Origin of the sequence: Aminobacter sp. DSM 101952 (assembly GCF_001424795.1) — a bacterium.
GTDB lineage: Bacteria > Pseudomonadota > Alphaproteobacteria > Rhizobiales > Rhizobiaceae > Aminobacter > Aminobacter aganoensis.
The window spans coordinates 174315-195965 of record NZ_LMCL01000012.1; the positions used below are offsets into that span (position 1 = coordinate 174315).

A 21651-nucleotide genomic window follows, 5' to 3' on the forward strand; every position below is an offset into this window, starting at 1 on the left:
ATTCGCATTCGGACGGAAAGCCATGGACGCGACGGAAGACACAACCAGCCAGGCGCTGCGCCGCGCTCCGAGCCAGAAACGCAGCCAGGAGCGCGTCGAACGCATGTTGCAGGCGGCAAGCGCCCTGATCTCGGAGGGCGGCAGCGACGCGATGCGCATGGGCGAAGTGGCCGAACGCGCCGGCGTGTCGATCGGTTCGCTCTACCAGTACTTTCCCGACAAGGGCGCCATCATCCGCACGCTGGCCGAGCGCTACAACGCCGAAGGCCGCGCCTGCATCGCCGAAGGGTTGGCCGACGTGCGCGACATGGGCGGGCTTGTCGAGGCCTTCGGCGGGCTGATCGACACCTATTACGGCATCTTCCTCGCCGAACCGGTGATGCGCGACATCTGGTCGGGCACCCAGGCCGACAAGGCGCTGCGCGACATCGACCTGCGCGACTCCAGGGCCAATGGCGCGCTGCTGGCCGAAGCATGGCGGCGCGTCGCGTCCGGCGCCAATGCCGCCGAGATCGAACGCAAGGCGTTCCTGATCATGTCGCTCGGCGAAGCGACAATGCGGCTGGCGATTTCGGTCGAGCGAGCGGAGGGCGACGCGCTGGTGGCCGACTACAAGGCGATGGCGCTGCGGGAGATCGCGGCGGTTTAGAGCGTCCTTTGTGCGTCCGAACAGACGCACAAAGGACGCTCTAAGTCTTTGACTCTGCGCATCATGCTTTCCAAAAATCGATCCCGATTCTCGGGCCGATGCGCTATCCGGGCGACGCCGACGGCCACAGTCGGCCCGGAGCGACCATAACTCAGTGGAGCGTTACGGCTGGCCTAAGTATCCGAGTTAAGAAGTCCCGGAGGATTGGCGTGACTTGGTCACGGGGAAGGCGGTGGCCCCCTTCGAGTGTGTGAAGCGTGACTGGCACACCTGCCTGTTCAAGCGCCTTTGAAAATCGTTCCGCTTGATCGACGGATGCGCGATCATCGTACTTACCATGTAGAATTAGGGTTTCCGCTTCAACGCGGTGCGAATGATGGAGTGCGGAGCGATCCGAAAAGGCCTGGTTCGTAGTGCCTGCCTCTGTCTGAATGGCCTGTTGCAAGCCCCTCGGACTGCGTTCGTAGGCTTCTCGCAGATCGTAAACGCCCCCTGTCAGGATTAGCGCCTTAGCCCTTGGACTTTGGTGGCCACCATGGCGGATGCCACAGCCCCTCGACTGTTTCCATAAAGAACTATGCGTTCGGGATCGACCGACGGCTGCTGCTTCAGAAACTCCAAGGTGGCTACAATCGCTTGCTGAGTAGTCGGGCCGCAGAAATCGGCGGGACCGTCTGATGCACCAAAACCCGGTTGCGAGACTGCAGCCGCCGTGACACCGAGACGGGATGAGAAGCGAACCAGAGACCCGTCATCGACAGCCTCTTTTCCGCCTAAGAGAAGTCCACCCTGGTTGCCATGGACGAACAGTATCGCTCCATTCTTGGCCGCAGAGGGTCGAGACTGGAACAGTTCGACGCGAGCGCCATCGCCTCGATCAATGATATGTTGAGTTACCGCCAAGATGACCCCGCCCTCCTCGAACTTACAGGTGAGAATACGGGCGGGCACATTCCAGTCAATGTACGGTGTTCGCGCTTCCAGAGGAAACACAATGACGGTTCAGGCGCAAGGCTGCCACGATCGCGAACATCGTCAGCGTCATTACCGGAATTTTGGCTGGAGTTTCTATTCTAATTCGAATGCGTAAGACGGTTTTGGTGGTGTTCGCTACCTAATATAGGGCAATTGGTGCTCCTCGCATCTTACGGCGAACTGGCAATATACAGGCAGACAGCCCCTCCTTTTTCCCTCGCCACAAAGGGAGGGAGGGCATCGGCGCCATGCCCGTCTTCATGCGGTCGCCGACGCGTAACAAAAAAACCCGCCACGAGGGCGGGTTTTTCGTATTCCGTGACGCAGGGTCGGCTTAGATGCCGAGGCCTTCGTAGCGCTTCTTGAACTTCGACAGACGGCCGCCGCGGTCGAGCAGGGTCTGCTGGCCGCCGGTCCAGGCCGGGTGCGTGGTCGGGTCGATATCGAGGTTCATCGTATCGCCTTCCTTGCCCCAGGTGGAGCGGGTCATGTATTCGGTGCCATCGGTCATGACGATCTTGATGGCGTGGTAATCGGGATGGATATCGGCTTTCATCGCTCTGTTCCTGCTGTCGCGGCGCGGCTTGCGCAGGTATCCTGCGGCGATGCGCCTCTTTCGAAAATTCGAAGCCACGGCTAGATAGGCCACGGCTTCAGAAACGGTCGGCGTGCCTATACATCAGCCGATTTCGAATCACAAGGCCGCGCAGCCGGCAAATGGGCCGCCGCCCAGAGGGAAATATCATGGCGAACACGACAACGGCCGCCAACGAAGAGCGCCGGCGTTCGCTCCGCCCGCTGAGCCGGCTTTCGCCCTATCTCTACCGCTATCCCAGGCTCGTCGTCGGCGCCATCATTTCGCTGGTTGCGGCCGCCATCACCACGCTGACCCTGCCGCTCGCCGTGCGCCGCATGATCGACCACGGCTTCTCGTCGACCGACACGACCTTCATCGCCCAGTATTTCGGCATGCTGGTGGCCATCGCCGCCCTGCTCGCCCTCGCCTCGGCCTGCCGCTACTATTTCGTCATCACGCTCGGCGAGCGCGTCGTCTCCGACATCCGGCGCGACGTCTTCACCCACGTCACCCACCTGTCGCCCGCCTTCTTCGACACGGCGATGTCGGGCGAGATCGTGTCGCGGCTCACCGCCGACACCACCCAGATCAAGGCTGCCGTCGGCGCCACCGCCTCAGTCGCGCTGCGCAACCTGATCCTCTTCTTGGGCGCCCTCGCCATGATGGTGGTGACCAGCCCGAAGCTTTCGGGCCTGGTGATCGCCGCCATCCCGCTGATCGTGCTGCCGCTCGTCGCCTTCGGCCGCTCCGTGCGCCGCAAGTCGCGCACCGCGCAGGACACGCTGGCCGACGCCACCGCCTTTGCCAGCGAGCAGATCGGCGCGATCCGCACGCTGCAGGCCTTCACCAACGAACGCCTGGTCACCGGAAAGTTCGCCGCCGCGGTCGAGACCGCCTTCACCGCAGCCCGCGCCTCGGTGCTGGCGCGCGCGGTGCTGACCTTCTTTGCCATCTTCACCATCTTCGCCTCGGTCGTGGCGGTGTTGTGGTTCGGCTCGCGCGACGTGCTCGACGGCACGCTGTCGGCGGGCACGCTCGGCCAGTTCCTGCTCTACTCGGTCTTCGCCGCCGGCGCGCTGGGCAGCCTGTCGGAAGTGTGGGGCGAACTGAGCTCCGCCGCGGGTGCCGCCGAGCGCATCACCGAGATCCTTGCGGAAGAGCCGACCGTCGCCGCGCCGGCCTCGCCCGTCGCCCTGCCCGCAAAGAGCACCGGCGCCATCGAGTTCCGCGACGTGACCTTCTCCTACCCGGTCAGGCCCGATCGCGCCGCCGTCCATGGCCTAAGCTTTACCGTCAGGCCGGGCGAAACGGTCGCCATCGTCGGGCCATCGGGCGCCGGCAAGAGCACGGTGTTTTCGCTGCTGCTGCGTTTCTACGACCCCGAAAACGGATCCGTTCTGATCGACGGCGTCGACCTCAAGAAGGCCGATCCAGAGGCGGTGCGTGCGCTCATCGCCATCGTGCCGCAAGACGTGACCGTGTTCGCCAGCACGGCGGCCGAAAACATCGGCTTCGGCCGTCCGGGGGCATCGCGGACGGAGATCGAAGCCGCGGCCAAGGCGGCCCTTGCCGACGGCTTCATTGAAAAGCTGCAGGACGGCTACGAAACGCAGGTCGGCGAACGCGGCGTGACCCTCTCGGGCGGCCAGCGCCAGCGCATCGCCATCGCCCGCGCCATCCTGCGCGACGCGCCGATCCTGCTGCTCGACGAGGCGACCTCAGCGCTCGACGCCGACAGCGAAAAGCAGGTGCAGACGGCACTCGAACACCTGATGCAGGGCCGCACCACCATCGTCATCGCCCACCGGCTGGCGACGGTGTTGAAGGCCGACCGCATCCTGGTCATGGATGGCGGCAGCATCGTCGAGGAAGGCACGCACCAGAGCCTGGTCGCCAAGGGCGGCATCTATGCGCGCCTTGCCAGGCTGCAGTTCCACGCCGGTGCCGGCGCCTTCCAGGGCGCGGCGGAGTAGTTCAAGCACCGCCCTTGGCGACTTGCTCGGCAAGATATACATTTCAGTTGTATATCTTGGAGATCGTCATGCAGGTTTCGAAATGGGGCAACAGCCTCGCCATCCGCCTGCCGGCCCAGGTGGTCGAGGCGCTCGATCTCAAGGAGGGCGACGAGATCGACATTCGCGTCGCGGGTGAACGCGCATTCGACATCGAGCGCGACCGCAGCCTTGAGCGCGCCCTCGAACGCATTCGAGCGCTGCGCAAGCCTCTGCCCAAGGGCTGGAGTTTCGACCGCGACGAGGCGAACCTGCGCTAATGGCGGCGCCAGACGAACTGCTCGACACCAACATTCTCGTCTATGCATTCACCACCGACCCGCGCTGCGCGACGGCAGAGAAGCTTTTGGCCAAGGGCTGCCTCGTCAGCGTCCAGGGGCTCAACGAATTCGGGCAGCGGAACGGTGCGGTAGCTGTGGGCGGACGAGACGGTCATCGGGGTACTCTCGTTGCTTGATCGTGTTGGCGGACATTCGGGAAAATGGCTCATGCCGTCAATGGACGGACCTGATCATGGCGGTCAGCCTCGCGCGACGTGCCTTCCAGCGTTGCGGCCCGAGAAGATGCAGCCGCCGAGGAAGGTGCCTTCGAGTGCGTTGTAGCCGTGGTAGCCGCCGCCGCCGAAGCCTGCCACCTCGCCCGCCGCATAGAGGCCAGGGATGGGTTCGCCGGTGGCGTCCAGCACCTGACCGTCAAGATTGGTGTGCAGCCCGCCCAGCGTCTTGCGGGTCAGCACGTTGAGCCGCACGGCGATCAGCGGGCCGTTGTCAGGGTCGAGGATCTTGTGCGGCCTGGCCGTTCGCACGAGGCGGTCGCCGAGATAACGCCGCGCGCCATGAATGGCGGTGACCTGGGCGTCCTTGCAGAACGGATTGTCGATCTCGCGGTCGCGCGCCACGATCTGCGCGTGCAGCCGGTCGTGGTCGATGAGGTCGTTGCCGGCGAGCGCGTTCATGCCGGCAACGAGGTCTCGCAGATCGTCGCGCACGACAAAATCCTCGCCATGCCGCTTGAAAGCTTCGACCGCCGGCGGCGCGCCCCTGGCGCGGCGGCTCTTCAGCACCTCGATCCAGCGCCCGGAGGTGAGATCGGGGTTCTGTTCGGAGCCCGACAGCGCGAACTCCTTCTTGATGATCTTCTGGGTCAGCACGAACCAGGAATAGTCGTGGCCGGTGGACAGGATGCGCCGGAGCGTGCCCAGCGTGTCGAAACCGGGCAGGAACGGCGCCTCCAGCCGCTCGCCAGCCGCGTCGAACCACAGCGACGACGGTCCCGGCAGGATGCGGATGCCATGGTTCGGCCAGATCGGATTCCAGTTGGTCACACCCTCGGTGTAGTGCCACATGCGGTCGCGGTTGATGACGGTGCCGCCGGCGGCCTCGGTGATGCCGATCATGCGGCCGTCGACATGATGCGGCACGCCCGCCACCATCTTCTTCGGCGCCGGACCGAGGCGCTCGACCGGCCATGCCTTGCGGACGAGGTCATGGTCGCCGCCGATGCCGCCCGAGGTGACGATCACCGTGCCGGCGTGGAACTCGAAATCGCCGGTCGCCGCGCGTCCGGACTGCTGGCCGCGCTCGACGGTGGAGGGTTCGAGCATGTCGCCGGCAACGCCGGTGACGGCTCCATTGGTCTTGATGAGGCGACTCGCCCGGTGCCGGAACTTCAGCGCGATGCGGCCGGCAGCCGCGTGTTCGCCGACACGGCGCAGGAAGGGCACAAGCACGCCGGGCCCGGTGCCCCAGGTGACGTGGAAGCGCGGCACCGAATTGCCGTGGCCGTGCGCGCGATCCCCGCCGCGTTCGGCCCAGCCGACGACGGGAAACCAGCGCATGCCCTGGGCATGCAGCCATGGCCGCATCTCGCCGGCGGAAAAATCGATGAAGGCTTCGGCCACCTTGCGCGGCCAGTGGTCTTCCGGCCTGTCGAACTGCGCCGAGCCCAGCCAGTCCTGCAGGGCAAGTTCGCGGCTGTCCCTGATGCGCATGCGGCGTTGCTCGGGACTGTCGACGAAGAACAGTCCGCCGAGGGACCAGAACGCCTGGCCGCCGAGCGAGTTCTCGCCCTCCTGCTCGAGGATAACAACGCGCTTGCCGGCATCGGCGAGTTCTGCCGCGGCGACGAGGCCGGCGAGCCCGCCGCCGATCACGATCGCATCCGCAAGATCCGCCACCTGCCCCTCCCAAAGTCTTTTGGTGTTGCGCGGAGTTTCGGGCAAAGGCCGGCAAGATCAAGCGGAAAGTCGCGATAGTCTGGTACCGTTGGGGCAGTTGGAAGCCCCCTCTCCGGCCGCTTCGCGGCCACCTCTCCCCCACTATGTGGGGGCGAGGAAACCAAGTCTTGCGATGCTGTGCCCTGGCGGTTGGCGATGTTTCTCCCCGGACTTGCGGAGAGAAGTCATCAGCTATGCGCCGTAGCGCTTCTTGAGGTGGCTGGTGAAATACGCCGCGTTCAATCGCTCGCCCGTGGCGCGTTCGAGCAGTTCCGGCGTCGACCAGAGCGAAGCCTGCGACCAGATCTTGTCGCGGCGCCAGTCGTTGACCGTGTCGAAGTGGCCGCGCGCGATCTCTTCGTCGACGGCGGGATGCGCCTTGACGATGGCTGCCCATTGCTGCGCCGCCATCATCGCACCCAGCGTGTAGGACGGGAAATAGCCGAAGGCGCCACCCGGCCAGTGCACGTCCTGCATCGGCCCGTCGGCGGGATTGTCGATGGTCGAGAGGCCGAGATAGTCGCGCATCTTGGCGTCCCATGCCTCGGGCAGGTCCGACACCGCCAGGCGGCCCGAGACGAGCTCCTGCTCCAGTTCGTAGCGCAGGATGACGTGCAGCGGATAGGTGACCTCGTCGGCGTCGACGCGGATCAGGCCGCGCTCGACATGATGGACGTGCGGCAGGATCTCGCCGATCGTCCAGCGCTCGCCGAGATGCTGTTCGACCAGCGGCAACGCCCAATGCCAGAAGGCAGGATTGCGGCCGAGCTGCTTTTCGACGAACAGGCTCTGGCTCTCGTGCACGGCCATGCCGCGCGCCTTGCCGAGCGGCCAGTGCGCCCATGCCTCGGGCAGGTTCTGCTCGTAGAGCGCATGGCCGGTCTCGTGCAGCACGCCCATCAGCGCCGACAGGAAGTCGGTGGTCTTGTAGCGCGTGGTGATGCGCACGTCCGACGGCACGCCGCCGCAGAACGGGTGGTGCGATACCGACAGGCTGCCGCGGGTGAGGTCGAAGCCGACGGCGCCCATCATCGCAAGGCCAAGCTCGCGCTGGCGCTCGACGGCATAGACGCCCGACAGGGCGCGCGACGGGTTTTTGGCGCGGCGCTCTTGCTGCACTGCCAGTGCTTCCGGCACGAAATCCCTGAGGAAGGCCTTGAGGTCGGTGAACACGGGCGTGATGTCGGATGTGCGGTTGCCGGGATCGTACTGCTCCATCAGCGCATCGTAGGGCGCGAGTCCGAGCGCTTCCGAGCGCAGCGTGGCCTCCTCGCGCACCAGCGTGACGATGCCTTCCAGCGCCGGCTGGAAACCGGCCCAGTCGTTCTTGGCGCGCAGGTCGCGCCACAGTTGCTCGCAGCGCAGCCGCGCCGAGGTCTGGCGTTCGACGAACTCCGACGGCAGGCAGGTCATGTTGGTGTACTGGCGGCTGAATTCCCGCAGCGCCGCAGCCTGCTCGTCATTGAGCGTTTCCGCCTCGGCAGCAGCGATCCAGTCGGCGATCTCGGGTGCGGTCGCCTGGCGGTGATGCATGCCGGCGAGCGCCGACAGCGCCTCGGCGCGCTTGGCACCGCCGCCCACCGCCATGTGGGTTGCCTCGTCGGCGCCGAGAATGGCGAGCGCGTGCTCCAGCGCTTCAAGCTTTCGGCCGAGTGCATCGAGTCTTGCGAAGGACATTGCTTTTCCCCTGTCTCAAAATCGCGGCGAGAGGATACCAAACCGTGCCTGTTCGCAAGGCTGTTCAGTTGCTCCACCACTTGCCGGTGCGGCAGCCGGCATGCTCAAGTCGTCTGGAATCGAAGGGGACGGTCATGCTTGCGAACATCCTGGTCGGGCTGGTGGCGCTGATCCACCTCTACATCGTCTATCTGGAAATGGTGCTGTGGGACACGCCGCGCGGCCACAAGGCGTTCGGCCTGAAGCCCGATTTTGCCACCGCCTCGAAGGTGCTGGCCGCCAACCAGGGGCTCTACAACGGCTTCCTTGTCGCCGGCCTGATCTGGGGCCTGTGGCTGGGCACGGCAGGCTTCCAGGTGAAAATGTTCTTCCTGCTCTGCGTCGCCGTTGCCGGCCTTTATGGCGCGGCAACCGTCAGCCGCAAGATCCTCTACATCCAGGCCGTGCCGGCAGCACTGGCGCTCGCCGCGCTGTGGATCGGCTGGTAGCCGGACGCAAAGCCAGGCGCCCCCGACCGGGGACGCCCGACAAGAGCAACAGCAGGTCAGCCGCGGAAGGCGTCCTGGCCGACCTGATCGTCCAGGCCGGAGATCCGCGCCATCAGCTGGTGGTATTCGCCCGCCGGGATCATGCCGCCGTCATGCTTAGAACCTGCGACCGCTTCCTTGCGGATCGCCGCCGCCTGCGCTGCCAGACCGCGGGCCTGTGCCGGCGTGATCAGCTTCAGCTGGCGATCGGATGCGATGCGTGCGTCGGCGTCGCGCAGATCGTTGAGTACGGCGCTGAGCTGTCCGCCGATGGCATAGGTCGTGGGCGCAGGTGCGTCGCTGTCGTCATGGTCCGACGAACGGAAATGCGGCTCATGCATCGGCGCTGCCAGGGCCGAAGCGAAAGGAGCCGAGACGAGGAATGCGGCAAGCGCCGCCTTGAGGGTCAAAGAGCGCATGATTGCGTCTCCCGAACTTGCGGGACCCGCTAGCGCGCGGCGTCCCGTCGATCGCAGCCCGTCAAGTTCCGTCGTGTCGCGACTGGACGTCATCGCCGGCGGTTCCCGGACTGCGGCTGGAGTCTAGGTTCGCGCCGCCGGGAAGCCCAATTAAGAAAAGATAATCTTGGCCCGCCACAATCGCGCGGCCAATGCCGCACCGCCGCCCCGGATGAGGCAGGCTTTTCGCACACGAAATTTTGAGACCGAGCCCGCCTGCGGACTTACCGCTCGGTGAGCTTGAGCTCGATGCGTCGATTCCTGGAGCGCGCTTCGTCGGTGCCGCTTTCGTCCAGCGGCTGGAACTCGCCGAAGCCGGCCGCGACGAGACGATTGGCCGGCACGCCACTCTCGATCAGGAACTTCACCACCGACGTCGAGCGCGCCGAGGAAAGCTCCCAGTTGTCACGGTAGCGCCCGGTGCCGGACAGCGGGATGTTGTCGGTGTGGCCGTCGACGCGCAGCACCCAGTTGATCTCCGGCGGGATTTCCTTCTGCAGCTCGAGGATGGCATCGGCGAGCTTCTTCATCTCGCCCCGGCCCGCATCGTTGATCTGCTCGGACCCCGTCGGAAACAGCACTTCCGACTGGAACACGAAACGGTCGCCGACGATGCGGATGTTTTCGCGGTCGGACAGGATCTCGCGCAGGCGGCCGAAGAAGTCGGAGCGGTAGCGGTTGAGTTCCTGCACGCGCTGGGCCAGCGCCACGTTCAGGCGACGGCCGAGATCGGCGATCTTGGTGTTGGATTCCTTGTCCCGGGTTTCCGAAGCGTTGAGCGCTTCCTCGAGCGCGCCGATCTGGCGCCGCAGGGCGGCGATCTGCTGGTTGAGCAGTTCTACCTGGCTGAGTGCGCGCTGGCTGATCTGGCGCTCGCTGTCGAGCTCGCCGGTCAGCGAACCGATCCGCGCCGTAGCCTCGGCGCCGGCGCCTGATCCCTGGGACAACAGCTGTTCGAGCCGGCTCTTTTCGCTCTCGGCGGCCGACAGCGACGCCTGGAGATCGGCCAGCGTGTCCTCAACGTCCTGCGAGTTGGACTTTTCCAGCGCCAGCAGCTGCGTCAGCTCGTTGATCTGCGAGTTGAGCCGGGTCAGCACCTCGTCCTTGCCGGAGATCTCGCGGCTGAGCAGGAACTGCGCCAGCACGAAAACCGAGAGCAGGAACATGATCGCCAGAAGCAGCGTCGACAGCGCGTCGACGAAACCCGGCCAATAGTCGATGCGGCGGTCGCCCCGCCGCCCACGCGCCAGAGCCACTTAGTGGACTCCCTCTTTCTTGAGGGCGTCGGCGATCTTTTCGAGCGTGCTGCGCATCGCCTTCTGCTCGTCGGACTGGGCCTCGACCCAGTCGCGCATGATCTGCTGTTCGCTGCGCATGTTCTTGACCAGGCCGGAGATGCCGTCGGCGAGGCTGGCCATGGCGGCGGCGATGCGCGGGTTCGACCCACCTTGCTCCTGCATGTTGCGCAGGCGCTCGCTGAGCGCCCTGATCTCGTCCGTGGAGCCGTTCTTGGCGTCGGCGACGACGATGTCGGAGGACAGGTCGGTGACGGTCGACAGCCAGTTTTCCAGTTCGGTATAGAAACGCGTCTGGGCGCGGCCGGCCTGAAGGTCGAGGAACCCCAGCACCAGCGAGCCGGACAGGCCGAACAGCGACGACGAGAACGCCGTGCCCATGCCTTGCAGCGGCGCTGCGAGCCCCGCCTTCAGCGCTTCCAGCACAGCGGCCGCATCGCCCGTGCCGGGATCGAGCGACTGGATGGTGTCGCCGATCGAACCGATGGTTTCGAGAAGGCCCCAGAACGTGCCGAGCAGGCCGAGGAAGACGAGCAGGCCAACGAGATAGCGCGAGACGTCGCGGCTTTCGTCGAGGCGGGTGGCGATCGAATCGAGCATCGTCCGCATCGAACTGGTCGAGAACGCCATCGACGACGACCGGCCGAGCATCGCCTTCATCGGCGCCAAAAGCACCGGTTCGGTGACTTCCGAGCCGGCCCGGAAGGAATTGATCCAGCGCACTTCGCGGAACAGGCGTCCGACCTGGACGAAGGCGAGGCCGATGCCGACGACGAGCACGCCGATGATCAGCCCGTTGAGCCCGGGATTGGTGACGAAGGCGTTGGAAATCTGCCGTGTCAGGATCGCCGCGATGAAGGCGACGATCGCCAGGAAGATGATCATCGTCAGCAGGAACACCTGCGGACTGGACAGGCGATGCGGATCGTAGTTGAGCACATCGGAGCCCTTGCCTACTCCGAGAGATTTCAAGAATGACATCGGCGCCCCGGTTCCAGTTCCGCGCGACCAAGGCGTCGCACATCCATCCGGACACGCAAAGGACGCTTCGCCGCTTTCAATCCACGCATGGTGCTTTCGTGAAGTTGCACCGACGCGTTAGTGGACCACGACTGTAAGCGGAAATGTGACGAAAATGAAAGACGCTTGCGCTTCGTGGCGCGCATCGTCCCGCGATCACAGCCGCGCGACCACCAGAAGGTCGATCATCGCCGCGACATGCAGGCCCGCCCCGGTGATGACGAAGCCATGCCAGAGCGCGCTCTGGAAACGCAGCCGCTGCCAGGCATAGAAGATCACGCCGCAGGAATAGACCATGCCGCCGGCAAACAGCAGCCACAGCGTCGCCGAAGGCAGCGTTGCCACCAGCGGCCGCAGGATGACGACGCCGCTCCAGCCCATGGCGAGGTAGAAGGCGATCGCCAGCCGGTCGAGCCTGCCGGGCAGGAACAGCTTGATCGCCATGCCGGCGATGGCCGCCGACCAGACGATGCCCGCCATCCAGCCGGCCGTGACATGATCGTCGAGCTGGACGAGGAACGGCGTGTAGGTGGCGGCGATCAGCAGATAGATGCCGGCATGGTCAAAGCGGCGCAGCACCCACTTGGCCGGCGAGATCGGCCACAGATTGTAGGCGCACGACACCGAAAGCACGGTCAGCAGCGCCACGACGAAAACCACGGCGGCGAGGTACTCGCCGGTGGCAGTGTAGAATGCGGAGATCGAAAGCAGCACCGAACCGGCGCCGACGGCGAGCAGGATGCCGATCGCGTGGACCACGCCGTCGGCGATGAGTTCGGCACGCGAATGGCTGTAGCGCCCGATGAAGGGCACAGCTGTCTCAGGCTTGCGGAGATTGTCCGTCATCGTTCGTCCCTGCGCCCTCCCTAATATGGGCAGGCGCAGGCACGAAGCGCAAGCAGCGCGCCGCGCGGCGGATCAGCGCGGCGTGACCGGCTTCTTCAGGGTCTTGAGAAGCGCGCGGTGGATGGTCTCGTTGCCGACGACGATCGAGCCGCCATCGAGCATGTCCTGGCCACCCTTGTCGTCGGAGACGAAGCCACCGGCCTCACGCACCAGGAGGATGCCGGCTGCGACGTCCCAGGGCGACAGCGCCGTCTCCCAGAAGCCGTCCATGCGGCCGGCAGCGACATAGGCCAGGTCGAGCGCCGCCGAGCCGAGCCGGCGGATGCCCGCGACTTCGCCCATGACGTTGCGCAGTTCGAGCAGGAAGTTGCCGTGGTGGCCGCGGCCGAGATGCGGCACGCCGCAGCCGATGACCGCATCCGAAAGCTTAGTCCGGCCCGAGACGCGCAGGCGGCGGTCATTGAGGAAGGCACCGCCACCGCGTTCGGCGGTGTAGAGCTCGTCCATCGCCGGGTTGTAGACCACCGCGGCGACGATCTGGCCCTGGCGTTCCAGCGCGATCGAAATCGAAAACACCGGAATGCCGTGCAGGAAGTTGGTGGTGCCGTCGAGCGGATCGACGATCCAGCGGTGCTGGTCGTCCTCGCCGGCGACGACGCCACGCTCTTCCATCAGGAAGCCGTAGCCCGCACGGGCCTTCGACAGCTCGGCAAACAGGATGTCTTCGGCCTTGCGGTCGGCCTGGCTGACATAGTCGCCCGGGCCCTTGAGCGAGACCTGCAGGTTCTGCACTTCGCCGAAGTCGCGAGCCAGCGAGCGGCCGGCCTTCATGGCGGCCTGCACCATGACATTTAGGATCGCTGAACGCGCCATGATCTGGAACTCTCCGTTGCCGTGCTCAATCCGCGCGGCGGACGTAGGTGATCTCGTTGGTATCGACGATGATGCGCTCGCCCGACGAGATGAAGGGCGGCACCAGAACGCGGACGCCGTTTTCGAGCACGGCCGGCTTGTAGGACGAAGCGGCCGTCTGACCCTTCACCACCGGGTCGGCCTCGGTGATCGTCAGCGCCACCTGGTCGGGCAGCGCGATGCCGATCGGGCGCTCGTCATAGAGCTCGACCGTGACCATCATGCCATCCTGCAGGAAGGCGGCACGGTCGCCGACGAAATCCTTGAGCAGTTCGAGCTGCTCGTAGCTTGCGGTGTCCATGAACACCAGCGCGTCGCCCTGTTCGTACAGGAACGAGAAGTCCTTCTGCTCGAGGCGGACCTTTTCGACCGTCTCGGCCGAGCGGAAGCGTTCGTTGAGCTTGGTGCCGTTGATGAGGTTCTTCAGCTCGACCTGGTTGTAGGCGCCGCCCTTGCCGGGCTTGACGTGATTGGTCCTGACCGCCACCCAGAGGCCGCCGTCATGCTCGATGACGTTGCCGGGACGGATTTCGTTGCCGTTGATCTTGGCCATGATTGGATTCCGGAAGAGAGGTTTGCGCCGGAAGGGGCGCTATCGGCGCCTCCAAGACCACAAAATGGCTTTTTAGGCAAGAGAAGTCGCGATTATCGCTGATCTCAGCGGATGCGGTTGGCGCGCTCCAGCGCCTGTTTCATCTCGACGTCGGTCAGGCCGCGCAGGAAGTCGTCCATCTCGGGATCGTTGAGACCGGCGCGGCGGGCATTGATGTACCACGCCCCGGCGAGGATCGGATCGGGATCGATGCCGATGCCGCCCATGTAGAACTTGGCAAGCCGGTTCTGCGCCGCGACATTGCCGCTGTCGGCGGCGAGCTTCATCCAGCCGAAGGCCGACTTCAGGTCGCGGTCGCCGCCGCGACCGTCGGCCATCCACAGGCCAAGATCGAACTGGGCGGTGTCATAGTTCTGGCGCGCCGCGCGCACGAGCATCATGCGCGCCTGCTTGTCGTCGCGCAGCTTGCCGCCGACGCCGTTGGCAAGCACCTGGGCCATCGCATATTGCGCGTCGGCAAGTCCGGTCGCCGCGGCCCGTTCGTAATAGGGCACGGCCTTCTCCAGGCCCCGGCCGCCGGGCTCGCGCTGCACCAGCATCTGGGCATAGTTGAACTGGGCGAGCCGGTTGCCGGCCTCGGCCGCCGCCTGCATCAGCGCGTTGGCAGCCTTGTCGTCGCGGGTGACGTATTTTCCGTCGAGCAGCAGCAGCGCATACTGGAACTGGGCTTCGGGAACGCCCTGCTCGGCGGCGCGCTCGTACCATTTGGCCGCCTCGGAATCGTTGCGCGCCACGCCCAGGCCGCGCGACAGGATCTCGGCGATCAGCGTCTGGGCAGCGGAGTCACCCGCTTCGGCCCGCGGCAGCGCCAGATTGTAGGCCGTCTTGTAGAGCCCGCGCTGGAAGGCGCCATAGGCCTCGTCCGAGTGCTTGCCGCCGAAACGGTTGGGATCGATGCCGTCGGGCGCCCTGGTCGCCGGATTGGCGCCGAGATCCGGCACACCGGGAGCAGCGGGAGCCGGCTGCAAGGCAGGGATCGCCTCCGGCGTCGGCGCGGGTCCGAAGCGACTGGGGTCGACGATGTCGACAGGTTTGCCAAGCGAAGGAACCGCACCCTGGTCGGACGGTGTGACCGGCGCGCTTTCGACGGCAATCGCGGGCTCGAGCCCGAAACCCAGGCACAGAAGTGCGGCAAGGAAGCGCGAACGGTCCATCGTCAACCCTCGAAATGCGGCGCCGTCTCGTCGAGCAGCGCATTGGCGCGAGCCACCGCCTCGCGCGGATCGATGCCTTCGCCGAACACCGCCGACGACAGCGCGACGAATTCCACGCCCGTCGCAGCCACCACCCCGACGGAGGCGAGGTCCGAACCGGCCATGACGATGCACGGGATCTCGATCATCTCGGCCCACCACTGGCCAAGCGAGAGATTGCGCGAATGCGGGTCGGGCTTGTTGTCGTAGCCGAACCGCCCGAAGAAGATGTAGTCGGGACGCTCCTCGCCCAGTTCGAGCGCGTCGTCGCGCGTCTTGGCGCCGCCGACGCCGACCATCATGCGCTCCTGGTAATGCTCGACGGCCTCGGCGAGATCCGCCTTCTTGCCCTCGACATGGATGCCATCGGCATGGATGCGGCCGGCGACGCGGGTGTCGCCGGCGACGACCACGGCCACGCCGGCCTCGCGTGCCGCTGCGGCAACCTTTTCGGCGAAGGCCTGGAACGACACCTCATCGGCGCCCTCGGCGGGGAGAATGAGCGAAGCGACGTCGCCACCGGCAAGTGCGGCCTCGACATCCTGCGGCGGCACCGAGGGCGGCGCAATCAGCACGATGCGGCAGCGATTGGGCGGCGTGTTTGGGTTCATGTTCATCGATCCGGTGCTTGACGCCTATGCAAGGCGATCATGTTTGCATTGGGGCATAGAACAAAGTGCCGCCGTTGAACAGGACAGGCAGCTGAACCCAAGCATATGAAAAGATTGGCGCAGCACTCGCCAACACGCTGCCGTGCGGCTATTGCGGACGCGAAAGGCGGCTGTCCATGATTTCGCTTCTGCTCGATCCGTGGTTTTACGCGGCGGCGGTGCCGGCGGTGATTCTCGTCGGCTTGTCCAAGGGCGGCTTCGGCGGTGCCGTCGGATTCGTCGGCGTGCCGCTGATGGCACTGGTGATGTCGCCGGTGCAGGCCGCCGCCATCCTCCTTCCCATCCTCATCCTGATGGACGTCGTGTCGCTGTGGAGCTGGCGCGGCGTCTTCGACCGCACGATCCTCTGGCAGATGCTGCCGGGATCGATCGTCGGCATCGGCATCGGCTGGCTGATGGCTTCGGTGGTGACCGCCGACAACGTACGCTTCATCGTCGGCGCCATCGCCTTCATCTTCGTTGCCCGCTGGATCTACACCAGCCTGCGCCACGGCGCCGACCACAAGACCGAGCCGAATGGCATCGCCGGCGCCTTCTGGGGATTGATCGCCGGCTTCACCAGCTTCGTCGCCCATGTCGGCGGTCCACCCTTCCAGGTCTACACGCTGCCGCTGCGGATGGACCCCAAGGTGCTGACCGGCACCAGCGTCATCTTCTTCGCGGTGACCAACGCCATCAAGCTGGTCCCCTATTTCGCCCTCGGACAATTCGATACCGCCAACCTCACCGCGTCGCTGGTCCTCATGCCGATTGCCCCGCTGGCGACGCTTGCCGGCGCCTGGCTCGTCAGGCGGATGCGGCCGGAAATCTTCTATCCCTTCACCTACGCCACGGTGGCAATCGTCGCGCTGAAGCTGCTTTATGACGGGATCGCCGAATTCATTTGAGGGCGAAGCAGCCAGTCTCTTATCTTGATCCGGTAGATCAGGGAGAACACCGATGGGTCGGCCATACGAGGAAAACCTCGACAAGAACCCCGCCAATCACCAGCCGCTGACGCCGCTGACCTTGCTCGAACGTGCCGCCAAGACCTTTCCCGACCATGTCGCGATCATCCATGGCGGCCAGCGCCTGACCTACCGCGATTTCTGGCGCCGCTCGCTGAAGCTCGCCTCGGCCCTTGCAGCCAAGGGCATCGGCAAGGGCGACACTGTGACGGTGATGCTGTCCAACACGCCGCCGATGCTGGAAGCGCATTTCGGCGTGCCGATGACCAAGGCCGTGCTGCATTCGCTCAACACCAGGCTCGACGCGGCGATCATCGCCTTCCAGCTCGACCATGCCGAGACCAAGCTCCTGATCGTCGACCGCGAATTCTCCGGCGTGGTCAGGGAGGCGCTGGCGCTGGCAACCGTCAAGCCGCTGGTCATCGACTATGACGATCCCGAATATCCCGCCGATGCCCCCTACCCCAAGGGCGAACCCATCGGCAGCCTCGACTACGAGGCGTTCGTTGCCTCGGGCGAAGAGACCTTTGCCTGGTCGATGCCCGACGACGAGTGGGACGCCATTTCGCTCAACTACACCTCCGGCACGACTGGCAACCCCAAGGGCGTGGTCTACCACCATCGCGGTGCCGCGCTGATGGCCTATTCCAACACCATCCATGCCAGCATGGGCAAGCACTGCGTCTATCTCTGGACGCTGCCGATGTTCCACTGCAACGGCTGGTGCTTTCCCTGGACCCTCGCGGTCCAGGCCGGCACTCATGTCTGCCTGCGCTGGGTGCGCGCCGGGCAGATGTACGCGGCAATCGCCGACCATGGCGTCACCCATCTCTGCGGCGCGCCTGTCGTCATGTCGTTGCTGATCAACACCAGGGACGAAGAAAAGCGCAGCTTTCCGCAGGCGGTGACCTTCAACACGGCAGCAGCCCCGCCACCCGAGGCGGTGCTGTCTGGCATGGCCGATGCCGGTTTCGCCGTTACCCATCTCTACGGCCTGACCGAGACCTATGGGCCGGCCGTCGTCAACGAGTGGCACGGCGAATGGGACGGGCTGGACAAGGATCCGCGCACGGCGAAGAAGGCGCGGCAGGGCGTGCGCTATGCCGCACTCGAAGGCCTGACGGTCATGAATCCCGAGACGATGGAGCGGACGCCCGACGATGGCGAGACCATCGGCGAGGTGATGTTCCGCGGCAACATCGTCATGAAGGGCTATCTCAAGAACGCGAAGGCCACCGACGAGGCCTTCGCCGGCGGCTGGTTCCATTCCGGCGACCTCGGCGTGATGCATCCCGACGGCTACATCCAGCTCAAGGATCGCTCCAAGGACATCATCATCTCGGGCGGCGAGAACATCTCGTCGATCGAGGTCGAGGACGCGCTCTACAAGCACCCGGCTGTCGCCTCCTGCGGCGTGGTCGCCCGCGCCGACGACAAGTGGGGCGAGGTGCCCGTTGCCTATGTCGAGCTGAAACCGGGCAAGGTAGCGACGGAAGCCGAGATCATCGAGCACTGCCGCGGCCTGCTTGCCCGTTTCAAGGTGCCGAAGGCGGTGATCTTCGCCGAGATCCCCAAGACATCGACCGGCAAGATCCAGAAATTCCGCCTGCGCGACATGGCCAGGGGATGACCGGAGCCCCAGCGCCCAGCGCCGTTTCGCCCGTCAGGCCGAGACGGCGGGGGCCGGCCGCAGCCCGTCGAAAGCGGCCCACAGGCCAAGGCCGAGCACGGCGGCCATGGCGAGCAGGATCGGCACGTCCGCCGCTGTCGGCTTGAGCACCATGTCGGCGACGATGACCAGCATCACCGCATAATCGAAGCGCGCCACCTTGAGGATGCGCCGGCCCTGGTCGAGAACGGCGGGCGTGACGCCCTCGCGGGCGATGAGCGCCGACATGCGGTCGGCCGACGGCTTGAACACCAATGTACCGACCAGGAAGGTCGTTGCGTAGCCGGCAAGGCCGATGACGATCCAGAGATCGCGGAAGCCGACCCAGAACCAGCACATGACGAGCCCGAGCAGGAGCGTGACCAGCGATGCCGGCATGAACAGCCGGTTGCCGAGTTCGCCGACCGAACGCATCACCTGCAGCATGCCCTGGGTGTCGCCGGCACGGTCGGCCCGCGCCGCAAGCAGCATGAGCGCGAAGCCGCCGCCGACCCAGAGCACGGCCGCCACGACATGCAGCAGCTTGACGAGAGAATACAAATCCATCTCCGAACCTTTCCAATCCGGTTTCCCGAAAACGCGGCAACCCATCTCTCTGGCGACGCTGATTTTCGGCGCGGCAAATAGCACCGGCGCTGTTTCGCCATTGTGTCGGCGCGGATCGCCGAATGTTTCGGCAGACCCGTCCGAGAGGTTGACGCATTGGCTGATCCACATGACTGCCGGGCTCCAGGCGGACGAGTTGGAGGGGTCTCTACAGCACGGGCGCCGGCCGCTGGCCGGACTGAGGCGAAAGACCCCGGAAAACTGCGGAAATTCCAATCGCCGGACATGGCGACGGTTGGGCAACGGGCCGGAAGGCATGGTATGTTTCACATGCGCCATGGGGACGGCGCGCATCCGGAACCCGGCCGCGGGGAGGCAACGGCTGGCTGATCCAGCTTCCAATGTAACGAGACCGGAAGCATGCCGTGCAGCAGCGCGGCATGCGGCGGAAACACGGCCGGTGCTAATGCGCCGGCACCGACCTGTTCGTCGTCACCAACCCATTCCCTGCGGGGGGAAAAGGCAATCGGAGCAAGGATATGCAAGGGGTAGCACGGAATTTCTTCACGCTCGCCATCGTCTATGCGCTGGCCGGCATGGCGCTCGGCCTGCACATGTCGATCAGCCAGGACCACACGCAGATGCCGGTCCACGCCCACACCATGGTGGCAGGCTGGCTGATGTCGGCGGTGTTCGCCGTCTTCTATCATCTGTTCCCCGTGGCGCGGGACAAGATGCTGGCCAAGATCCATTTCTGGCTGACGGCCATCAGCGGCATCGGACTTCTGGTCGGACTGTTCTTCCTGCTCGGCGGCAATCCCGCGATCGAGCCTGTGGTCGCGATGTCGTCGATGGGCTTCTACGCGGCGATGTTGCTGTTTGCCGTCATAGCACTTCCGGTCGTCTGGAAGTCGTGAGTCGGCGCAGCACCGGCGGGGCGTTCTCCACGGCAGGGTTGTGCCGTGTCGGCACAGTCAACGACAAATCGGCAACGTCCTTAAGCGTCCATTAAGCATTCCAGTTGTTTACTGTGCGTATCCAGTCATCTGGATTCTTACCGAGTGGTTGGAGCCACTTTGTTTGACGCCTCCCTGTTAAACTCCTGAGAGCCGCGCTTTTCCGCGGCTCTTTTTTTTCGCGCGCAGGTCCGTGGAGCGCCCTCCAAAAGCGCTCCAATCCGCCGCGTTAACCCTTTGTTAAACATGCGCTTGCGTTCGCATGAGCGGAAGCGCATTTTCATCGGGCTTGGCGTATAGGAGCGGACCGCGCAGAATCCGTCGCCAAAGACGGGCAGTACGCGGATCAGGGTTGCAGGGTAGCGATGATGAACGAGCCTTCGAGGGAAAGCGGAAATACCATCAAGCTCGCCGAAAGGCGGGTGTTTTCGCCGTCCTTCAAGCCTCTCTACAACGAGGGCATGGGGCTGGTCGAACAGGCCGCCGAGTATCTCGACGGCGCCGGACGCGTCGAGGCCAAGAAGCTGTCGCGGCTTGCCGCCACGCTTTACGCCGCCGAATCGATGCGGCTGACCACGCGACTGATGCAGATCGCATCCTGGCTTCTGCTGCAGCGGGCCGCCAACTCCGGCGAGATGACCCGCGACCAGGTCGCCTCCGAGAAATCGAAGGTACGCCTCGACACCGCTTCCGCCCATGACGACGCCGCCGGCTGGAACGAATTGCCTGCCGATTTCGTCGACCTCGTCCGCCGCTCGCTTCGCCTGCAGGCGCATGTCCGCCGCATGGACGAGGAGATCTATGGCAACGGTGCTACCGTCGTGCCAGTGCAGGCGATGCGCCGCAGCAACCCCGTCTCCGACCAGATCAGCCTGCTCAACACTGCATTCGCCCGCAACTAGGCGCCGGCACAGTCCTCGCCAATGCGGGGATCGTTGCTATTTTGTTCACATTTTTCTGGCGTCCTGCATCCGTGGAGATAGAGTTCGCGGATGAGAGAGACGATTCGCATCATTGGCATCGACCCGGGCCTTCAGCGCACTGGCTGGGGCATCATCGAATCGCTCGGCAACTCGCTGCGCTTCGTCGCCTCCGGCACGGTGCGTTCCGACAGCAAGGCGGCGCTGGCCAGCCGGCTGTGCCAGTTGCACGACGGCCTTGCCGACGTGCTCCATCGCGAGATGCCGCATGAAGCAGCGGTCGAGGCGACCTTCGTCAACAAGGACGCCACCGCCACGCTGAAGCTTGGCCAGGCCCGCGGCATCGCCATGCTGGTGCCGGCCCGCGCCGGGCTGGCGGTCGCCGAATATTCGCCCAACGCCGTCAAGAAGGCGGTGATCGGCGTCGGCCACGGCGACAAGAAGCAGATCGCCATGATGGTCAAGGTACTGTTGCCCAAGGCCGGCTTCGACACCGCCGACGCGGCCGACGCGCTGGCCATCGCCATCTGCCACGCGCACCATCGCCAGAGCCCGGCCTACCGGCTTGCAGCACTTGCCGCGCAGGCTTGATGTTCTTGACTTGTTCCATTCATGGGGACATGCCTTCCCCGTAAGAGAAGGATGATTCCATGCGCGTGACGAGCAAGGGACAGGTGACGATTCCGCGCGACCTGCGCGAAACATTCGGTATCGGCGCCAATACCGAAGTGATCTTCGGCATCGAGGGCGGCAAGATCACCATCGTACCCAAGGACGAGATCAACAGGCTGGCCGACCGCGACCGGCTGGACCGGTTCCTGGCCATTCTCGACCGCCTCGAAGGTGCTGCCGATCAGTCTGCCGGCGCCGACGAGTTGTCGGCCCTGGCGAGGGAACGGTAGCGGCGAGCCCCTGGTTCTGGCGCTGGAGCCGTTACCCGCGGCAGCGCCATGTTCTTGACTTGTTCTCTCAC

23 protein-coding genes and 1 pseudogene are annotated in these 21651 nt (G+C 65.1%); 11 read left to right on the forward strand and 13 right to left on the reverse strand.

Annotated features, from left to right (window positions below):
* Positions 1–22 precede the first annotated feature (22 nt).
* Positions 23–649 carry a TetR/AcrR family transcriptional regulator gene (locus ASC75_RS10975; RefSeq protein WP_055974477.1) on the forward strand — a complete coding sequence of 209 codons (627 nt, stop codon included), beginning with the start codon at positions 23–25 and terminating at the stop codon, positions 647–649.
* Positions 650–800: 151 nt separating this feature from the next.
* Here ASC75_RS10975 and ASC75_RS25420 read toward each other — a convergent pair.
* Together ASC75_RS25420 and rpmE are read right to left on the reverse strand one after the other, a co-directional pair.
* Positions 801–1555, reverse strand: a pseudogene (locus ASC75_RS25420) (prolyl oligopeptidase family serine peptidase).
* A gap of 403 nt (positions 1556–1958) precedes the next feature.
* Positions 1959–2180, reverse strand: coding sequence for a 50S ribosomal protein L31 (gene rpmE, locus ASC75_RS10980; RefSeq protein ID WP_055975420.1), 222 nt, complete (start codon positions 2178–2180; stop codon positions 1959–1961).
* A gap of 188 nt (positions 2181–2368) precedes the next feature.
* Here rpmE and ASC75_RS10985 point away from each other — a divergent pair, with 188 nt between their 5' ends.
* The 3 genes from ASC75_RS10985 (at position 2369) to ASC75_RS10995 (ending at position 4670) form a co-directional block, all read left to right on the forward strand.
* Positions 2369–4174: an ABC transporter transmembrane domain-containing protein gene (locus ASC75_RS10985; RefSeq protein WP_055975424.1), complete on the forward strand. Its 1806-nt coding sequence runs from the start codon at positions 2369–2371 to the stop codon at positions 4172–4174.
* Between the two features lie 68 nt (positions 4175–4242).
* A complete protein-coding gene (locus ASC75_RS10990; RefSeq protein WP_055975427.1) occupies positions 4243–4473 on the forward strand; it encodes an AbrB/MazE/SpoVT family DNA-binding domain-containing protein in 231 nt (76 codons plus the stop codon).
* Complete coding sequence (locus ASC75_RS10995) at positions 4473–4670, forward strand: hypothetical protein (RefSeq protein WP_055974480.1); 198 nt, start codon at positions 4473–4475, stop codon at positions 4668–4670. The genes ASC75_RS10990 and ASC75_RS10995 overlap by 1 nt, the downstream gene beginning before the upstream one ends.
* A gap of 63 nt (positions 4671–4733) precedes the next feature.
* On the opposite strand, the gene ASC75_RS11000 is transcribed toward ASC75_RS10995, so the two are convergent.
* Together ASC75_RS11000 and ASC75_RS11005 are read right to left on the reverse strand one after the other, a co-directional pair.
* Positions 4734–6389: an FAD-binding dehydrogenase gene (locus ASC75_RS11000; protein ID WP_055974482.1), complete on the reverse strand. Its 1656-nt coding sequence runs from the start codon at positions 6387–6389 to the stop codon at positions 4734–4736.
* Between the two features lie 231 nt (positions 6390–6620).
* Entirely contained in the window at positions 6621–8105 is a 1485-nt protein-coding gene (locus tag ASC75_RS11005; protein ID WP_055974489.1) for a carboxypeptidase M32, read from the reverse strand.
* A 134-nt stretch (positions 8106–8239) separates the two neighbouring features.
* On the opposite strand from ASC75_RS11005, the gene ASC75_RS11010 reads away from it, so the two are divergent.
* Positions 8240–8593 carry a DUF1304 domain-containing protein gene (locus ASC75_RS11010; RefSeq protein ID WP_055974492.1) on the forward strand — a complete coding sequence of 118 codons (354 nt, stop codon included), beginning with the start codon at positions 8240–8242 and terminating at the stop codon, positions 8591–8593.
* Positions 8594–8649: 56 nt separating this feature from the next.
* Here the strand turns inward: ASC75_RS11010 and ASC75_RS11015 are convergent, their stop codons facing one another.
* From ASC75_RS11015 to ASC75_RS11050, 8 genes are all read right to left on the reverse strand, one after another.
* A complete protein-coding gene (locus ASC75_RS11015) occupies positions 8650–9051 on the reverse strand; it encodes a hypothetical protein (protein WP_055974495.1) in 402 nt (133 codons plus the stop codon).
* A gap of 263 nt (positions 9052–9314) precedes the next feature.
* Complete coding sequence (locus ASC75_RS11020; RefSeq protein WP_055974497.1) at positions 9315–10346, reverse strand: peptidoglycan -binding protein; 1032 nt, start codon at positions 10344–10346, stop codon at positions 9315–9317.
* Positions 10347–11366 (reverse strand): MotA/TolQ/ExbB proton channel family protein, encoded by a 1020-nt coding sequence (locus ASC75_RS11025; RefSeq protein ID WP_055974501.1) that lies wholly within the window; start codon positions 11364–11366, stop codon positions 10347–10349. It lies immediately after the preceding gene.
* Between the two features lie 195 nt (positions 11367–11561).
* The gene (locus ASC75_RS11030) at positions 11562–12251 is read right to left on the reverse strand and encodes a hemolysin III family protein (protein WP_055974504.1); all 690 of its coding nucleotides are present in this window, start codon (positions 12249–12251) and stop codon (positions 11562–11564) included.
* 72 nt (positions 12252–12323) lie between these two features.
* Positions 12324–13124: an inositol monophosphatase family protein gene (locus ASC75_RS11035; protein ID WP_055974506.1), complete on the reverse strand. Its 801-nt coding sequence runs from the start codon at positions 13122–13124 to the stop codon at positions 12324–12326.
* 25 nt (positions 13125–13149) lie between these two features.
* Positions 13150–13716, reverse strand: coding sequence for an elongation factor P (gene efp, locus ASC75_RS11040; protein ID WP_055974510.1), 567 nt, complete (start codon positions 13714–13716; stop codon positions 13150–13152).
* Between the two features lie 104 nt (positions 13717–13820).
* Positions 13821–14930: a tetratricopeptide repeat protein gene (locus tag ASC75_RS11045; RefSeq protein ID WP_055974513.1), complete on the reverse strand. Its 1110-nt coding sequence runs from the start codon at positions 14928–14930 to the stop codon at positions 13821–13823.
* Positions 14931–14932: 2 nt separating this feature from the next.
* Complete coding sequence (locus ASC75_RS11050) at positions 14933–15586, reverse strand: thiamine phosphate synthase (protein WP_184117374.1); 654 nt, start codon at positions 15584–15586, stop codon at positions 14933–14935.
* Between the two features lie 170 nt (positions 15587–15756).
* Here ASC75_RS11050 and ASC75_RS11055 point away from each other — a divergent pair, with 170 nt between their 5' ends.
* Together ASC75_RS11055 and ASC75_RS11060 are read left to right on the forward strand one after the other, a co-directional pair.
* Entirely contained in the window at positions 15757–16527 is a 771-nt protein-coding gene (locus tag ASC75_RS11055) for a sulfite exporter TauE/SafE family protein (protein ID WP_055974516.1), read from the forward strand.
* 52 nt (positions 16528–16579) lie between these two features.
* The gene (locus tag ASC75_RS11060) at positions 16580–18217 is read left to right on the forward strand and encodes an acyl-CoA synthetase (RefSeq protein WP_055974519.1); all 1638 of its coding nucleotides are present in this window, start codon (positions 16580–16582) and stop codon (positions 18215–18217) included.
* 33 nt (positions 18218–18250) lie between these two features.
* On the opposite strand, the gene ASC75_RS11065 is transcribed toward ASC75_RS11060, so the two are convergent.
* Complete coding sequence (locus tag ASC75_RS11065; RefSeq protein ID WP_055974522.1) at positions 18251–18802, reverse strand: DUF2269 family protein; 552 nt, start codon at positions 18800–18802, stop codon at positions 18251–18253.
* A gap of 539 nt (positions 18803–19341) precedes the next feature.
* On the opposite strand from ASC75_RS11065, the gene ASC75_RS11070 reads away from it, so the two are divergent.
* The 4 genes from ASC75_RS11070 to ASC75_RS11085 all read left to right on the forward strand — a co-directional run bounded on the left by ASC75_RS11070 (position 19342) and on the right by ASC75_RS11085 (position 21580).
* Positions 19342–19719 (forward strand): hypothetical protein, encoded by a 378-nt coding sequence (locus ASC75_RS11070; RefSeq protein ID WP_055974525.1) that lies wholly within the window; start codon positions 19342–19344, stop codon positions 19717–19719.
* Positions 19720–20126: 407 nt separating this feature from the next.
* Positions 20127–20660, forward strand: a complete 534-nt coding sequence (locus ASC75_RS11075; protein ID WP_055975432.1) for a DUF1465 family protein — start codon at positions 20127–20129, stop codon at positions 20658–20660.
* Positions 20661–20750: 90 nt separating this feature from the next.
* Positions 20751–21269 carry a crossover junction endodeoxyribonuclease RuvC gene (ruvC, locus tag ASC75_RS11080; protein WP_055974533.1) on the forward strand — a complete coding sequence of 173 codons (519 nt, stop codon included), beginning with the start codon at positions 20751–20753 and terminating at the stop codon, positions 21267–21269.
* A 59-nt stretch (positions 21270–21328) separates the two neighbouring features.
* Positions 21329–21580, forward strand: a complete 252-nt coding sequence (locus ASC75_RS11085) for an AbrB/MazE/SpoVT family DNA-binding domain-containing protein (protein WP_055974536.1) — start codon at positions 21329–21331, stop codon at positions 21578–21580.
* Positions 21581–21651: the final 71 nt, after the last annotated feature.

What these genes read in the sequence shown, in the direction of transcription:
- ASC75_RS10975 (WP_055974477.1), top strand. Translation starts at nt 23, where the DNA reads ATGGACGCGACGGAAGACACAACCAGCCAGGCGCTGCGCCGCGCTCCG.
- ASC75_RS11050 (WP_184117374.1), bottom strand. Translation starts at nt 15,586, where the DNA reads ATGAACATGAACCCAAACACGCCGCCCAATCGCTGCCGCATCGTGCTG.
- ASC75_RS10990 (WP_055975427.1), top strand. Translation starts at nt 4,243, where the DNA reads ATGCAGGTTTCGAAATGGGGCAACAGCCTCGCCATCCGCCTGCCGGCC.
- ASC75_RS11065 (WP_055974522.1), bottom strand. Translation starts at nt 18,802, where the DNA reads ATGGATTTGTATTCTCTCGTCAAGCTGCTGCATGTCGTGGCGGCCGTG.
- ASC75_RS11085 (WP_055974536.1), top strand. Translation starts at nt 21,329, where the DNA reads ATGCGCGTGACGAGCAAGGGACAGGTGACGATTCCGCGCGACCTGCGC.
- ASC75_RS11035 (WP_055974506.1), bottom strand. Translation starts at nt 13,124, where the DNA reads ATGGCGCGTTCAGCGATCCTAAATGTCATGGTGCAGGCCGCCATGAAG.
- ASC75_RS11055 (WP_055974516.1), top strand. Translation starts at nt 15,757, where the DNA reads ATGATTTCGCTTCTGCTCGATCCGTGGTTTTACGCGGCGGCGGTGCCG.
- ASC75_RS10995 (WP_055974480.1), top strand. Translation starts at nt 4,473, where the DNA reads ATGGCGGCGCCAGACGAACTGCTCGACACCAACATTCTCGTCTATGCA.
- ASC75_RS11005 (WP_055974489.1), bottom strand. Translation starts at nt 8,105, where the DNA reads ATGTCCTTCGCAAGACTCGATGCACTCGGCCGAAAGCTTGAAGCGCTG.
- rpmE (WP_055975420.1), bottom strand. Translation starts at nt 2,180, where the DNA reads ATGAAAGCCGATATCCATCCCGATTACCACGCCATCAAGATCGTCATG.
- ASC75_RS11075 (WP_055975432.1), top strand. Translation starts at nt 20,127, where the DNA reads ATGAACGAGCCTTCGAGGGAAAGCGGAAATACCATCAAGCTCGCCGAA.
- ASC75_RS11070 (WP_055974525.1), top strand. Translation starts at nt 19,342, where the DNA reads ATGCAAGGGGTAGCACGGAATTTCTTCACGCTCGCCATCGTCTATGCG.
- ASC75_RS11025 (WP_055974501.1), bottom strand. Translation starts at nt 11,366, where the DNA reads ATGTCATTCTTGAAATCTCTCGGAGTAGGCAAGGGCTCCGATGTGCTC.
- ASC75_RS11030 (WP_055974504.1), bottom strand. Translation starts at nt 12,251, where the DNA reads ATGACGGACAATCTCCGCAAGCCTGAGACAGCTGTGCCCTTCATCGGG.
- ASC75_RS11045 (WP_055974513.1), bottom strand. Translation starts at nt 14,930, where the DNA reads ATGGACCGTTCGCGCTTCCTTGCCGCACTTCTGTGCCTGGGTTTCGGG.
- ASC75_RS11060 (WP_055974519.1), top strand. Translation starts at nt 16,580, where the DNA reads ATGGGTCGGCCATACGAGGAAAACCTCGACAAGAACCCCGCCAATCAC.
- ASC75_RS11010 (WP_055974492.1), top strand. Translation starts at nt 8,240, where the DNA reads ATGCTTGCGAACATCCTGGTCGGGCTGGTGGCGCTGATCCACCTCTAC.
- ASC75_RS11015 (WP_055974495.1), bottom strand. Translation starts at nt 9,051, where the DNA reads ATGCGCTCTTTGACCCTCAAGGCGGCGCTTGCCGCATTCCTCGTCTCG.
- efp (WP_055974510.1), bottom strand. Translation starts at nt 13,716, where the DNA reads ATGGCCAAGATCAACGGCAACGAAATCCGTCCCGGCAACGTCATCGAG.
- ASC75_RS10985 (WP_055975424.1), top strand. Translation starts at nt 2,369, where the DNA reads ATGGCGAACACGACAACGGCCGCCAACGAAGAGCGCCGGCGTTCGCTC.
- ruvC (WP_055974533.1), top strand. Translation starts at nt 20,751, where the DNA reads ATGAGAGAGACGATTCGCATCATTGGCATCGACCCGGGCCTTCAGCGC.